Origin of the sequence: Facklamia sp. P12955 (genome assembly GCF_050409565.1) — a bacterium.
Lineage (GTDB): Bacteria > Bacillota > Bacilli > Lactobacillales > Aerococcaceae > Facklamia.
The window spans coordinates 16,019-29,831 of the sequence record NZ_JBNUPF010000015.1 but is presented as its reverse complement, the minus strand read 5'-3'; the positions used below and the strand labels follow the sequence as shown (position 1 = coordinate 29,831).

The window sequence follows — 13,813 nt, the reverse complement described above, 5'->3', positions numbered from 1 at the left end:
TCTCCTAATCTCTTTTGAATGAGATCTTCCTTTTCTAGCTCAAACTGTTTTGAAGTTTGGCTAATATCCACTATATGTTTCTTGCCTATTAGACCGTGTGTTTTAATGTTTTGTCTTTAAGCAAATAAAAAATAAAGTTTTCATCTTCATTTAAAATATAAGCGTTAAATACACCATCATTCCAACCCACTAAATCAATATCATAAAAACCACCTATATAAGAAGAATCAAGCTCTGGTTTATTTTGATCAAGGGAAATATCTTCTAATTCGTTTGTATAGTCTATTAATGTATCCACACTCATTGCAAAAAGTTCAGAAAGCTTTTTAAGATTTGTAATATCCGGTATGCCATTATTACTTTCCCACTTAGCTACTGCTGAACGTGAAACATTTATTTTTTCAGCCAATTCCTCCTGACTGTATTCTTTTTTTCTTCGTAATTCTTTTATTTTATCGCCTAGTTGCATCTTATCACTCCTATTGATCTTTTATAGTTATAGTCAATCATAAAAACTCGCATTATCAAATATACTATCAAGAACTTTAGTGTTACTTTGAGTAACAAGTCCTTATACTTATTAAGATATAGTATAACTCTTCAGTATATCAGCATTTCTTGGAAGTTGTTTTTAGCTAAGAAGGAGCCTGTGATAAAATACGAACTCCTTTCCTCTTTTCTTAAAAATAATTATACGAAAATTATTCTATACATAAAACTACCACCCGTGAAATGATACCAAGAATCCGTCATGTAACTCTAATTTTTGAAAGTACTCAAAAGATAGAAAGCCTAATTTTTATTTCAAAAAGCTAATTCAAATAAAAAAGAATGGTATTAAAAAAGGGGAAGAAACGCTAAGTTTCTCCCCCTTTCATTATTTACTCAATAATTGGATCATTTCTTCATACTCTGGGTACTGTTCGATGAGTTCATGGTAACGAAACAACTCAAAATCCTCAAACTCAAATCCTGGTGAAACCATACACGATACGAGCGAAAACCCATCTTCAACGGTTGAGCCAAAGATTGTCCCTTTAGGAACACGATATTGTAGTACTTGACCTTGCGCAACATCTAATCCTAAAGTAACATTTGTATAATCGCCATCTGGAGAAATCATATGCACGGTCAATGGCTGTCCGTAATGATAGTACCATATTTCATCAGCAGTTAAACGATGAAAATGTGAGGGGTTTTCTTTTTCCAATAGAAAATAGATACTAGTGAACAGAGAACGTTCTTTCCCATCTATTTTCAGCTTGTCTTGTGATTTTTCAACTTCGCAATAATAGCCACCTTCCGGATGAGCTTCCATATCCAAAGCTTTTATCCATTCTTCCATTGATTGATTCATAATAATCTCCTAACATTTTATACTATTTTAGCATAGGGAGTGTAAGGGTCTAAAATTCTTATCCACTTTAAGCAGCCTTGTAATTAGTAAACTTTCTCGATTTTGCTAGCATCTTACCGGATTACTTAATCTCATTCGAATAAACGACCCGATACAAAGCTTCTTTAACCTTATTGAATTGCTCTTGATCCATTGCTTCTGGATAAGTCATCAATAAAAGCGGAATCGCATTTTTCCCTTCTTCTAATGGAGGTTGCGTGTAGTCATAAGCATTCAACTTAAAATCTAAACGCTGATAAAAATTTATTCTTCGTTTAGTGATATTGTCTTCAGGCTTTTCTACCTCTAAGACTATTTTTTTATCAGCTTCATTTAAGAAAGTATTCAAAAATTTACTGCCATAATTTCTACCTCGGAAACTGTCATCTATGGCAAAATGTTCAATAAATACATATTCTCCAATGTCCCAAAAAGATATAAAACCTACTACTCTACCGTCATCTTTTAAGGCTTTCATTTGATAATTAGGATTTTTCAATATTTCTAATTGTAAGTTTAAACTTCTTTTTTCATCTTCAGGAAAAGAGCTTTCATAGATATTCCAGATTGCAGTAAAATTTTCCACTATAAATCCTCCGTCAATTTCGTAACTATTTTTTTCGTATTATTACAAGCATAGCAAAGTTTACAAAACTTTTCATAGGCTATCAAACCATAAAACAAATTCTTCCTTAAATAAAAATAGTGATTTCCATAAGCTAAATCTTTAGGCAATCTTCTAGAAGTTAAAAAACTTTGTCATAGCTATTAGTTTATACTTTACTTAGTCAACATCTATTTTAAGTTAGCAAATAAAAACACTGTCCTGATCGAGCTGTTTTAGTCTTTGGTTCCACTCATGAAGAGCTATAGTTTTTTTAGTGAGCCCATTCAATGCTAGGTCTTTATACTTCCTTAAAAGGCTACTTGCATTTAATTTATTGCTATTAAAATAATCAGCTACTCTAATATAACCCCCAAAAGTGAGTTTGATAGCTCTATCTTTGGGGGGCATCTCTCCTATAAAGATCTTTATATTATTAATTTTATCGATTTCTTATACTAGTTTCTCTTTAAACAAAACTTAAAGTATGCTGAACATTTACTTGCTAGTCAACTGCTTATTGCTAGCTAAAAAACATCTCATTTCATAATCTTTTTGATCCATTTTATACTTGTCTTATAAGGTGGATAACGGAAAGGAAGATCAAGCCAATTACTTTTTTTCAAGATGCTTTTACTATGAGAAAAGGTGTCAATGCTGTTTTTGCCATTATAGCTGCCCATTCCGCTTTCTCCCACTCCACCAAAGCCCATATAAGGAGTCGCTAGGTGGGTTACTGTCTCATTTATTGCTCCCCCTCCGAAGGAAACCTCCGTTAAAACCTTTCGCTCAATATCTTTCTCTTTTGTAAATAAATACAAAGCTAAAGGCTTTGGACGTGCCTTAATATGATCCATCGCTTCATCTATAGTCTTATAGGTGATTATGGGTAATATCGGACCAAATATCTCTTCTTGCATAATTGGATCTTTCCAAGAAACATCCTCCATTAATGTGATATTTATTTGGTGTGTTTCATCATTTTTTTGACCCCCGTAAATCACTTTGCCTGTCTCTAGCAGATGAAGTAATCGCTGATAATGCCTATCACTGATTATTTTGGGATATTCAGGATTGGTTTCTGCGTGCTTGCCAAAAAAACCTTCCAGAGTCTTCATTAATTCCTCTGTTAGTTTTTCTTTCACATCTTCTTGAACAAGTAAATAATCTGGAGCCACACAGGTTTGTCCTGCATTTAAAGCTTTGCCCCAAGCAATTCGCTTAGCAGCTATTTTTATATCGGCTGATTTGTCAACAATGGCTGGACTTTTCCCACCTAATTCTAAGACGACTGGCGTCAAATGCTGAGCTGCTTTTTCCATTACAATTTTCCCCACCTGTTTGCTTCCTGTGAAAAAAATTAAGTCAAAATCTTTACTTAACAAAGACTGATTAACTTCAACAGCCCCTTCCACCACCGTCACATAAGCCGGATCAAAGGTATCTGCGATCATTTTTTTAATAATAGCAGACGTAGCCGGTGCAAATTCAGAGGGTTTGATAACAGCAGTATTTCCGGCCGCTAAGGCACCAACAAGTGGCGATAAAGTCAGCAAAAATGGATAATTCCAAGGGGCAATAATCAACACCTGCCCATAAGGCTCTTTATAGACACGACTGACTGATGGAAACTGAGAGATTGGTGTTCGTACACGCTTAGGTTTGAGTAATCTCTTCATGTTTTTTAACATATAAGTGATCTCTTCTAAAACCAATCCAATCTCACTAACATAGCCTTCAAATCCTGCTTTATTTAAATCACTTCTTAAGGCTTCTAATATTTCAAGCTCATAGTCTTCAATCGCTTGATACAATTTTTTCAGCTTAGCAATTCGAAAATCAATTGCTTTGGTCTCTCCACTTGCAAAATATTCTTTTTGTTTTTCTAATACACCACTTGTCTCTTCCATTTTTATCATGCTCCTTCTTAATAAGCTGCTTCTAAAATATCCATGATCCGTTCAGTAGTAACTTGCACTGGGTTCACAATTGTAGCCCCATCATTCATGGCTGTCTTGGCAATCTGTTTAAAATCCTCTTTTTTAACATCGACATCTCGCAAACGGGTCGGTAAACCCGCTATTTTATGCAATTCATTAAGTAAATCTTTGATAGCATTTATTATACGAGCGGCTCTTTGATCTTTGGGTGTCTGGCTGTATACTTCTGGTCCAGAGAAAGCCAATAAAATTCTAGCATACTCCTCTTTACAAGATTGTGAATGCTTTAAATTCATTTCCATAGCATATGGAAGTAAAATCGCCATCGCATCTCCATGGGCAATTTTACTGATTGATCCACAAGCGTGGCCTATCGCATGAACAATGCCTACCATTGAGTTAGAAAAGGATATACCTGCCATTAAGGACGCATTCGCCATGGCTATGCGAGCTTCTTTATTTTTACCATTTTGGACCGCTTCTTTAAGGTGCTTCCCAATTAATTCTATGGCAGCTAAGGCATAAGCAGAGCTAAGTGGATTTTTTTGACAACCCGTTAAGGCCTCAATACTGTGTGTTAAGGCATCGATTCCAGTTGATGCAGTTATTTTCGCTGGAAGTGACGCTGTCATTCGATAATCTAAAACAGCCACATCTGGTAAAAGACTGTATGAAATAAACTCCAACTTTACCTTACGGCTCGTGTCCGCAATCACTGAGACTAAGGTTGCCTCCGAGCCTGTGCCTGCAGTACTTGGCACGACTATCAAAGGATTTAACTTACCACCGACTAGCTCTAGCCCCATGAGTTCATTTAAGTCTTTGACTTTTTTAGAAACTAAAACATTTACTCCTTTAGCAGTATCAATAACTGATCCACCGCCAATAGCGATGATACTATCACATTGATGTGTTTGATAGACGTCACTGATTTCGTGGACCACATTTAATGATGAGTCTTGTGGAACCTCTTTGAAGATAGCAGCGATTTCAATGTTGGCATCTTCTAAAGCCTCTGTAATAATTTGCACTTGTCCATGCTTTATCAATGACTCATCTGTTAAAATCAAAGGCCTCTGGGCCTCTAAATTCAATAATTCAAATGGGATGTTTTCTAAAGCGCCTTTGCCAGATAAAATCTTGACTGAATTCATAAATTCATAATATTCTGGTATTTTCATACTAATCCTCCTTAAAACACTAAATGAAAGTAGGCTTTGCCTTTGCTGGCTGAAAGCACTGGTTGTTCTTTTAAAATATTTTTGCTAATAAAATTTGGGAAAAGATAAGCTTCTACATAATATAAAATTCGAACGAGAGGCATAGCTTTTAGGAAATCACCTTTAACAATAAAACGATGTTGAGCATAGCCTTGGTGCAGACCTATTTGACCAAGAATTAACATTTGTGCAGCCCGATAACTTTTAAAAATAATCGACAGATCAGCTGGGGCATCCACATGCTTTCCTAAATAATTAAAGCCATCATTTCTTTTTTCAAAGAATACTTTTGTACTAGTGTTTAAAACTGTCAATTCAAACAAGAAACCATCCGCATAGTGTCCTAACTCTTTCTGAATTGCAGGCTCTACTTTAGCAGCAGCTATTAATCCTCTTACTAAAAATTTTAAACCAATTTCTACCATTAATTTTTTCATAACATGCAACCGCCTTTTATAAATTTTGCTTAATTAAATAAGCAATTTAACAATCTGATTCACAGGTATTTCTTCCGTAGCAAATTTCTGTTGAATAATTAAGCCATCTAACAAAGCTAAAATAAGATAAGAGAGGGCGTGATAATCTCTTCCCTGTCGCTTTAATCCTTTTATTAAACTTTTTCGAATGGTCTCTCGCCAGGACTGATAGCGTGTTTCAAACTTTTTAGCCAAGGATTGATTATTAGTAATCGCATCGCTTAAAAGATAAAGATGTAAGGAGCCTCTAGTATCCGCATAGATAATTTTATTAAATAAAGTCTTCAATATTTCTTCTGCATCAATCTCCTCATCAGACTCTTCAATGAATAAAAGTAAGTCTTCTGTCATCATTTCTAAATTTTTTTCTGCCAATTCATAAATGATCGCTTGTTTGGCAGGATAATAATAATAAAGCGTTCCTTTACTAATACCCGCTGCTTCAGCAATTTTACGCAAAGTTGTTTCTTCAATGCCTAATTCACTAATTAAAACTGATGCAATCTCAAGTATATAAGATCGCATATCTTGATTAGAGTTCCCATCACTAATAGATATTTTTGTCATTTATCCACCCATTTCCCGTTCGGTCGACTGACCGATTAATTAGTTTAAGTTTAATTCAACCAGCTTTTAGTGTCAAATATGCTTATTTTAAAGCTACTATGATTAAGAAAAAAGAAGTTATTAAAAGGGAGAGATCCCACAATATAATAACCTTCTAATATAGATAATTACGCTTTTCTTCAGAGCGTAAAATATTTTGTGTAAGCTCCGAATCTTTGTAGAAAAGAGACCTCTCTTATGTAAGATTGTAAAATCAAATAAGCAATCACACAGGAGGTCCCTTATGGAAGTCGTTAGCACAAAATTATTCACAGCACTAGCAGAAGATAAATCTGTTCAAGACCTATTTCGTCAAAACTTAGAAGAAGCGATTAACTTATTACCTGTATGCGAAAGGACAGTCTTTCTTAATTACGAAAAATCGGAAGTCAAAGGCTGCAATGGTTAAGGAACAATCTCCATGAGAGATCTTTAGAAAAGTATCTATATACCTATGTTTCAAAATTAAATACGAAGTTTTCTTCTAGAATCCAGAAGGGATTTGCTCAAGCACAGTAGGAACTAAGTAAAATGCTAGATGAAATACAAGGAAAAGGTCAAAGCAAAAAAAATTCATCCCCTATAGGGGATGACGTATAATGCCTATAATATTATCTAGTTAGAAGTTTTTTACTTAATCTTACATTAGCTTACACAATTTATTTGACACTGCCCTATATTCACTACCATACAAAAAAGAATATAGATTTATTTTATCTCAATATAAGACCTATTAAGCATTTCGAACCATAACTTTATTTAAGTTCAACTACTTATGTCTTAAAATACTGATAAATCTATATTCTTATTAAAAAACAATGGAGATGAGGGGAGTCGAACCCCTGTCCAAATGTCTCGCCACCAAAGAATCTACGTCAATAGTTGCGTCTATTATTATTTAGCTCCCACATAGCCGACCAACAGGCATTTGTGTTTGCGAGTCTGCTTATCTCTTCTAAGGCTTACAGACGGAAAGACTTAGCGTATCCCACTAATTTGAGACCAGGAACTAACACATGGGCGATGCTAGGCTGATCTTAGCCAGCTGTTTTTAGGCAGCTAAAGCTAAATTGTTATTATTGTTTGCAGTTATATTTAACTGTAGCGTTGGTGAGGTAGTCGCTGCCTACCTGACGCATCCAAGGTTCGAACAACACCTGTCGAAACCATGACACCCCCAATTAAAGGTATAAATACATACTAGCATCTCCATGAGGAAATGTCAAAGAAGGTCAGTCAGCTTTTAGACGAATTATCTTGGACTTCCTACTTAAAGAGTTTGAGGTAATTTTTTGACGGCATTCAGTAAAATTGGCGTCACTAAAATTGAAAAGATCATCTCAGGTACACCATTCACTAACACAATACCACCGAGCACCTGCCATAAACTATCGAGATTGGCTCCACTAATTTGTGAATACTCTGCCTGTTTAAAGAGGCCAATTGCCCCTAAGACGAAAACTGTATTTAAGATTGAACCTAAGGCCCCTGCTATCATATAGCGCAAGCGATCTTGAATTTTATCTTGAGCTTGGTGGGCAAACCATCCAACAATCAAAGGCATAATCATCCGTGGTAAAAGTGAGACTAATGGTGAAGAAAAGACATAAACATACATGGGCGATGTTGGCATAACATAAGCACGAATCAAGGAGTTCAAGCCCCAAAATGCTCCGATAATAAAACCATCTTTAGTGCCTAACCATAAGGTCGCTACAATTACCGTTACATGAATAATAGTAATATTTAATGGGGGTATGGCTATATAGCCTAGAAAAGGTACCCAAGTTTGTAATAGGATAATAGCCATGAAGATACTTAAAATAACTAAGCGTTTAGTTTTCATAGCGTTTTGATTTTGTAATGCTGACACAAATATCCTCCTCATTTAATGAATGGAATGACCATTCTTAATGTAATTGTAAGTGGGTTCACAGAGTCTTTCATCAAGAGTTACCTCTAAATCATATTCATCAAAAAACCATTCGTCATCTTGTTCAATAAAGAAGAGGACCCCATTGGGCGCTTGATAAGTGACTAAAGGGTCTTCTGGCTGAACAGAATCAATGGCAATCCCAAAACCATTGTCAAAAGGGCTCGATCCATAAATTTTTGTTTTAAAGCGAACACCAGCACCTTGGCTAAATCCTATTTCTTCCTTAAACCAATCTGCTGCTTTATTTGTTACTGTTAGTTTCATATGCTTTGTTGCAATCAAATGCAACAACTCCCTCCTCTATAAACTGAATCTATCATATAGCAATTTTTTTATCTGAGCGAGTTTTTTGCTTAATCCACCAAATTATGTTGGAAAGCATATATTGTCGCTTGTGTGCGATCATCCACTTCTAATTTTGATAGGATATTAGAAACGTGGGTTTTTACCGTCTTTAAAGTGATAAACAACTCTTCTGCAATCGCTTGATTGGAATACCCTCTAGCAATCAATCCTAAGACTTCACGCTCACGATTGGTCAAATCATCATGCAGATGGACTTGCCTTTCTTCGGTTTCGCGATTTAGCATCTTTTGCGTAACTTCATCCTGCATCACGCTCTTACCTTGGTAGGTTGAGCGAATAGCCTCGGCGATTTCTTTAGCTGATGAAGTTTTTAGGATATATGATTGAGCTCCTGCTTCAATAGCTGGATATACTTTTTCGTCATCTAAGAAAGATGTCACGATAATAATTTTAGCTTCGGGCCACTCTTGCATAATTTTTTGCGTAGCTTCAATTCCGTCCATGGTATCCATGACTAAGTCCATCAAAATAACATCCGGTCGTAAATCCAGGGCACGATGATAACCTACTAAGCCATTATTAGCTTCTCCCACCACTTCCATATCTTCTTGAATACTTAGATAAGACGAAACACCTAGCCTGACCATTTCGTGGTCATCAACTAATAATACTTTTATCATACACTGACTCCTTTATTTTATAATTTTATTTTTTAAGTTTATAAGGCAACTTAATATCGACAACCGTTCCCTGCCCTGGAGAAGAAATTATCGAAACCGCCCCTCCCATCCCCTTCACTCTTTCTTGGATATTGGTTAAACCATAAGAGCCTGACTTTTTCGATTGAACAGGATCAAAGCCACGTCCATCATCAACAATGCGAATATTTATCATATCCATTGTTTCTCTTAGATAAACATCTAATTTATTTGCTCGAGCATGCCGCATAGTATTCGACACCGCTTCTTGAATAATCCGAAAGAGATGGTCTTCGATTCCCGTTTCTAGTCTAGGATCATCTAATTCCCAAGTCAGTTCTAGAGGTATTTTGGCTTGTAGTTCTAATAGCAAATTATTAATTCCTTGTTGCAGTGATTTTCCTTGTAAGTCAACCGGTCGTAAATGTAAGAGCAAGGCTCGCATTTCAGTTTGAGCATTTCCAATGACCGATTCAATTTTTTCAAGCTTAGCACTTAATTTAGGGTTTTCCTCTTCAGGATAGGATTCAGTAATAGCTGACAACATCATCATAGCAGCAAATAATTGTTGGGATACCGAATCATGAAGTTCACGTGCTATGCGACTACGCTCATGTTCGATAATTTCTTCCTTAGTCTCTTCACCGACAAAGACCGGAGCAGCTGTAAATTCTTGTAAGTCTTCAGTCAAATCAACCAAGCGATTGCGCAGGCGGTTAATATCTTGGGCCAAGCTATAATCTTGTGTATAGAGACTGGATTTACGGTTGGTTTTATTGAAGATCGGATGGTGATATTTGCCTAACAATAACCAATTGATTTTTGCTCGAATCAGTTCATAAGAATCATTTAGTGAAAAGGTAAGATATAAACTATAGATGACTGAGAAGGCAATAATAATAGCTACTACCCAGATAAATAATCGAACGTCCCAGATCTTAATTATAAAAAGGTCTTCAATATTAAAAGCTGGTAGTTGCCATGCACAAAGACCAACCACAAAAAAACAGATCAGCAATGTAATAATTAATTGATTGAGTAAGATACGAATCCATAACCGTAAATTCATAAAATAATCACCTCTACATCTCCTATAAAGCTTGAAATAATAACATTTAATTTGCGGTTAGCCTGTTGATAATCGGGACTACGCCATTTAAAGTTTTCCAATGTTAATACATAGTCTTGAGATTCAAATAAAACATTGCCACTAATTAAAGATATATTCATTTTCAAGCCAATATCCCTCGGAATGATTAAACGAACACGGCCAAACATTTTTCGAATGACTACCGTATGCTCACCTGCTGGAATGAGGGTATTCCCTAAATCAATAATAGAATTTCCACCAAAATATACAAGATTAATATCATCCCACTCATATGAAGTCTTGGTTCCTTCTTCTCGCATATCAAAAAGAGAGCGATATTCTAAGATTGTTCGCTGCTGGTCTTGTGGTTGAAGCAGTTTAATCCCGTAATAACTCTCAGACTCTTTAGGGGCTGGATGTAAAACACTCTCCGAAAGATTACCCATTTCATGGATATGCTCTTTTTTAAAGACAATTAAAGCGAAAAAGATGGTTAAAAGAAATAGCCAGAATGATTTGGTTAAAACAATCGTCATAATAACCAAAATCAAACCCAATCCTAAAATCAATCGGTTCAACCAATAGCGCTCTATATAAAGGCTCAAACTGATGAGCAAAAATCCTCCTGCAAACATTCCAAGAAAATGCCAATCTGTAAGTAATTCTAATATAATTAAAAAGATACAAAGAATCATCGTGAGAAAAATACGTTTGCGAAAGAAGTCTTTCATTGGAATACCTCCCTTCTGTTAAGTCATTGCTATTATTGCATAAAAGATAAACTGAAAAAAGATAATACTTTGCTTATCTTCCATCTATTATAGCAAACAAATCCTAGAAAAAGGCATAAAAAAAGACCCCCAAAAGGAGTCTAACTGTTGGATAAATTATGCCTTAGCCACCTTAGTAATTTCCACATCAAATGAGCCGCCCGGTGTTTCAATAGTTACTTTATCACCCACTTTATGGCCTAATAGAGCTTTGGCCATTGGCGAATCGTTAGAAATCTTATATTCCATTGGGTCTGCTTCAGCAGAGCCAACAATGGTATATGCTTCTTCAGGACCATCAGGCAATTCGTTAAAAGTCACGGTACGACCCAATGTTACTTCATTAGCCGCAACATTTTTATCATCAATAATTTCAGCAAAGCGCATCATATTTTCTAATGTTGAAATACGTCCTTCAACGAAAGCTTGTTCATCTTTTGCTGATTCATATTCTGAGTTTTCAGAAAGATCACCAAAAGACCGGGCTACTTTAATGCGTTCAATAATTTCAGCTCGTTTATTTACTTTTAAATCTTCTAATTCAGCTTCAATTTTTTTCTTACCTTCTAGGGTCATTGGATATGTTTTATCTGCCATCTGTTAATACTCCTTCAAATTAATTAATAATTGTGTTAATTTTAGTAACTAATAAATCTATGGCCACATGATTATGGCCGCCTTCCGGGACAATAATATCTGCATAGCGTTTAGTTGGCTCAGTAAATTGATGATGCATCGGCTTGACAACTGTTTCGTACTGTTCAAGAACAGATTCTACAGAACGTCCTCTTTTAATGACATCGCGTTTAATTCTTCTAGAAAGGCGAATATCATCTTCCGTATCGACATATATTTTAATATCACATAAGTCACGAATCATTTTATCTTCAAAAATTAAAATCCCTTCTAAGATTAGCACGTCACGTGAAGCTTCTCTACGTGTTTCAAGTGAACGCGTGTAGTTCACAAAATCATAAATAGGGACTTCAATTGTTTCACCTCTTATAAAAGCTTGGATATGTTCAAAAAATAAATCATTGTCAAAAGCAAAGGGATGGTCGTAATTCGTCTTTAATCTTTCCTCAAATGTCAGATGGCTTTGGTCTTTATAATAATTATCTTGTGCTAAGACCAAAACGGACATCTCAGTAAACTGTTCTAATATTCGCTTGCTAACACTTGATTTACCAGAACCTGATCCACCAGTGACACCGATGATGATGGGTCTATCCCCCATTACTTCACTCCCTTAATTGACAAATACATAAAGAAAGCAACCACCCAATAAGAGGTGATTACTTGCTTTCTATTGAACTTGCTCAAAACTATACTTAAGAAAATAACATATAAATTAGCTGAATGCAAGCCATTTCATATTATTTCTTTTTTAGTATTCAAATGCTTGTTAAAAGTTTCATTTGTTGTTCTTGCTATTCTTCTTCTAATTCTGCATTTTCTTGACTCGCTTCTTTTTTTGCTTCATCAAAGAATGGTTGAACGTATTGTTCTACTAAGGCACTATGCTCAGCTTCTGTTGCAGAATAATAGATTTTGCCTGTATTCATATCTGCGACAAAGTAATAGTTATCTGAATAAGTTGGATATATAGTCGCCATAATCGATGATAGAGAAGGACTATTAATCGGTCCTACTGGCAACCCGCTATGTTGATACGTATTATAAGGCGAATCTACTTCTAAATCTTCATAAGTAACCAGCTCTTTATGCTTGCCAAGTGCATAAATAACCGTAATATCACTTTGTAGAGCCATTTCAATGTTTAGACGGTTGAAGAAAACTCCTGCAACTAAGGCGCGATCTTCATCAGTCGATGCTTCTCGTTCAACAACCGAAGCCAGACTCAACAACTGGTGATAGTTTAACCAAGTATTGCTAAGGTCTTCTTGCAATTTCTGAAATTCAATATTAGCTTTTCCAACCATATTAATGATTAAATCATCAGCCGTCATGCCAGCAATATAATCATAAGTAGCTGGGAAAAGATAACCTTCTAAACGATATTTTAAGCCTTCAATCTCAGATAGTGGTTGAATCAAGCTTGGAAAACGCCTTAACAAGTCTTCAAACAGCTCTTCACTTTGAACGCGATCAATAAAAGTATCAGCTTCAATTGGTGTTTGTTCAGCCACTACTTGTGCAATATCAGTTATTTGCATGCCTTCCACAACAGTCAGTGTGGTATCAATATCTTCTTGGATTGGTTCGCCACCTTCCTTTAAAGTTGCAATCAACTCTTCTGCATTCATATTAGGCTTTAATTGATAATAGCCTGCTTGAAAGTCACTAGCTCCTTTAAATTTCATAAACAAATTAAAAATTTGACTATTGTTAACCAGTTTTTCATCTTCTAAAATTTGTGCAATATCACTAGAAGTCGACCCGATGGGAATCGTCACTTCGATTGCCTCAGAACTATTGGCATCCACCGGCCCTAAATCTTTATCCAGTTTCCAATAAATGAATAAGGTGCCTACTACGATAATAATCAAAAATATCCAAAGAATGATTTTAATTACTCGATTGGTCCAAAGTAATTCTTTAACATGCATGGTTTCATTTACTTTTGCATCTTCTTGTATTCTATTCCAATCTATCTTCATACTTCCTCCTAATAGCCTAATGTTGTAAGCATTATAGCAAATAACACAGTAAATAACTATCCTGACCTAATTAATGAATGATTAAATTAATGTTTCAAGCTTCATGATTTTATAAGAGAAAAAGCTCTTGCCGATTTCATCAATCGGAAA

At 35.4% G+C, this 13,813-nt stretch carries 16 protein-coding genes and 1 other RNA gene; 1 reads left to right on the top strand and 16 read right to left on the bottom strand.

All coding sequences use genetic code 11. From position 1 onward, the window contains the following. Positions 1 to 88 precede the first annotated feature (88 nt). The 7 genes from ACQV2G_RS05575 to ACQV2G_RS05545 form a co-directional block, all read right to left on the bottom strand. A complete protein-coding gene (locus tag ACQV2G_RS05575) occupies positions 89 to 469 on the bottom strand; it encodes a helix-turn-helix domain-containing protein (protein ID WP_428874236.1) in 381 nt (126 codons plus the stop codon). A 408-nt stretch (positions 470 to 877) separates the two neighbouring features. Then, on the bottom strand, positions 878 to 1,357 hold the full coding sequence (locus tag ACQV2G_RS05570) for a cupin domain-containing protein (RefSeq protein ID WP_428876316.1): 480 nt from the start codon (positions 1,355 to 1,357) through the stop codon (positions 878 to 880). A 121-nt stretch (positions 1,358 to 1,478) separates the two neighbouring features. Next, entirely contained in the window at positions 1,479 to 1,982 is a 504-nt protein-coding gene (locus ACQV2G_RS05565) for a GNAT family N-acetyltransferase (RefSeq protein ID WP_428876315.1), read from the bottom strand. 557 nt (positions 1,983 to 2,539) lie between these two features. Further along, complete coding sequence (locus ACQV2G_RS05560) at positions 2,540 to 3,910, bottom strand: aldehyde dehydrogenase (RefSeq protein WP_428876314.1); 1,371 nt, start codon at positions 3,908 to 3,910, stop codon at positions 2,540 to 2,542. A 17-nt stretch (positions 3,911 to 3,927) separates the two neighbouring features. Continuing rightward, positions 3,928 to 5,121 carry an iron-containing alcohol dehydrogenase gene (locus ACQV2G_RS05555; protein WP_428876313.1) on the bottom strand — a complete coding sequence of 398 codons (1,194 nt, stop codon included), beginning with the start codon at positions 5,119 to 5,121 and terminating at the stop codon, positions 3,928 to 3,930. An 11-nt stretch (positions 5,122 to 5,132) separates the two neighbouring features. Then, complete coding sequence (locus ACQV2G_RS05550; protein WP_428874241.1) at positions 5,133 to 5,597, bottom strand: hypothetical protein; 465 nt, start codon at positions 5,595 to 5,597, stop codon at positions 5,133 to 5,135. A gap of 33 nt (positions 5,598 to 5,630) precedes the next feature. Beyond that, the gene (locus ACQV2G_RS05545; protein WP_428876312.1) at positions 5,631 to 6,203 is read right to left on the bottom strand and encodes a TetR/AcrR family transcriptional regulator; all 573 of its coding nucleotides are present in this window, start codon (positions 6,201 to 6,203) and stop codon (positions 5,631 to 5,633) included. Positions 6,204 to 6,486: 283 nt separating this feature from the next. On the opposite strand from ACQV2G_RS05545, the gene ACQV2G_RS05540 reads away from it, so the two are divergent. Continuing rightward, complete coding sequence (locus ACQV2G_RS05540; protein WP_428874243.1) at positions 6,487 to 6,651, top strand: hypothetical protein; 165 nt, start codon at positions 6,487 to 6,489, stop codon at positions 6,649 to 6,651. Between the two features lie 407 nt (positions 6,652 to 7,058). Here ACQV2G_RS05540 and ssrA read toward each other — a convergent pair. The 9 genes from ssrA to mltG form a co-directional block, all read right to left on the bottom strand. Beyond that, positions 7,059 to 7,421: a transfer-messenger RNA gene (gene ssrA, locus ACQV2G_RS05535) on the bottom strand. A 91-nt stretch (positions 7,422 to 7,512) separates the two neighbouring features. Next, positions 7,513 to 8,115: an ECF transporter S component gene (locus ACQV2G_RS05530; protein ID WP_428874244.1), complete on the bottom strand. Its 603-nt coding sequence runs from the start codon at positions 8,113 to 8,115 to the stop codon at positions 7,513 to 7,515. A gap of 15 nt (positions 8,116 to 8,130) precedes the next feature. Then, a complete protein-coding gene (locus tag ACQV2G_RS05525) occupies positions 8,131 to 8,466 on the bottom strand; it encodes a HesB/YadR/YfhF family protein (protein WP_428874245.1) in 336 nt (111 codons plus the stop codon). Positions 8,467 to 8,531: 65 nt separating this feature from the next. Next, positions 8,532 to 9,164 (bottom strand): response regulator, encoded by a 633-nt coding sequence (locus tag ACQV2G_RS05520; protein WP_428874246.1) that lies wholly within the window; start codon positions 9,162 to 9,164, stop codon positions 8,532 to 8,534. A gap of 25 nt (positions 9,165 to 9,189) precedes the next feature. Continuing rightward, positions 9,190 to 10,251, bottom strand: a complete 1,062-nt coding sequence (locus tag ACQV2G_RS05515; protein WP_428874247.1) for a sensor histidine kinase — start codon at positions 10,249 to 10,251, stop codon at positions 9,190 to 9,192. Next, positions 10,248 to 11,003: a cell wall-active antibiotics response protein LiaF gene (gene liaF, locus ACQV2G_RS05510; RefSeq protein ID WP_428875419.1), complete on the bottom strand. Its 756-nt coding sequence runs from the start codon at positions 11,001 to 11,003 to the stop codon at positions 10,248 to 10,250. The genes ACQV2G_RS05515 and liaF overlap by 4 nt, the downstream gene beginning before the upstream one ends. A gap of 156 nt (positions 11,004 to 11,159) precedes the next feature. Next, positions 11,160 to 11,639 carry a transcription elongation factor GreA gene (greA, locus tag ACQV2G_RS05505; RefSeq protein WP_428874250.1) on the bottom strand — a complete coding sequence of 160 codons (480 nt, stop codon included), beginning with the start codon at positions 11,637 to 11,639 and terminating at the stop codon, positions 11,160 to 11,162. A gap of 19 nt (positions 11,640 to 11,658) precedes the next feature. After that, positions 11,659 to 12,279, bottom strand: coding sequence for a uridine kinase (udk, locus tag ACQV2G_RS05500; RefSeq protein WP_428876311.1), 621 nt, complete (start codon positions 12,277 to 12,279; stop codon positions 11,659 to 11,661). Between the two features lie 193 nt (positions 12,280 to 12,472). Beyond that, positions 12,473 to 13,663, bottom strand: a complete 1,191-nt coding sequence (gene mltG, locus ACQV2G_RS05495) for an endolytic transglycosylase MltG (RefSeq protein WP_428874252.1) — start codon at positions 13,661 to 13,663, stop codon at positions 12,473 to 12,475. Positions 13,664 to 13,813: the final 150 nt, after the last annotated feature.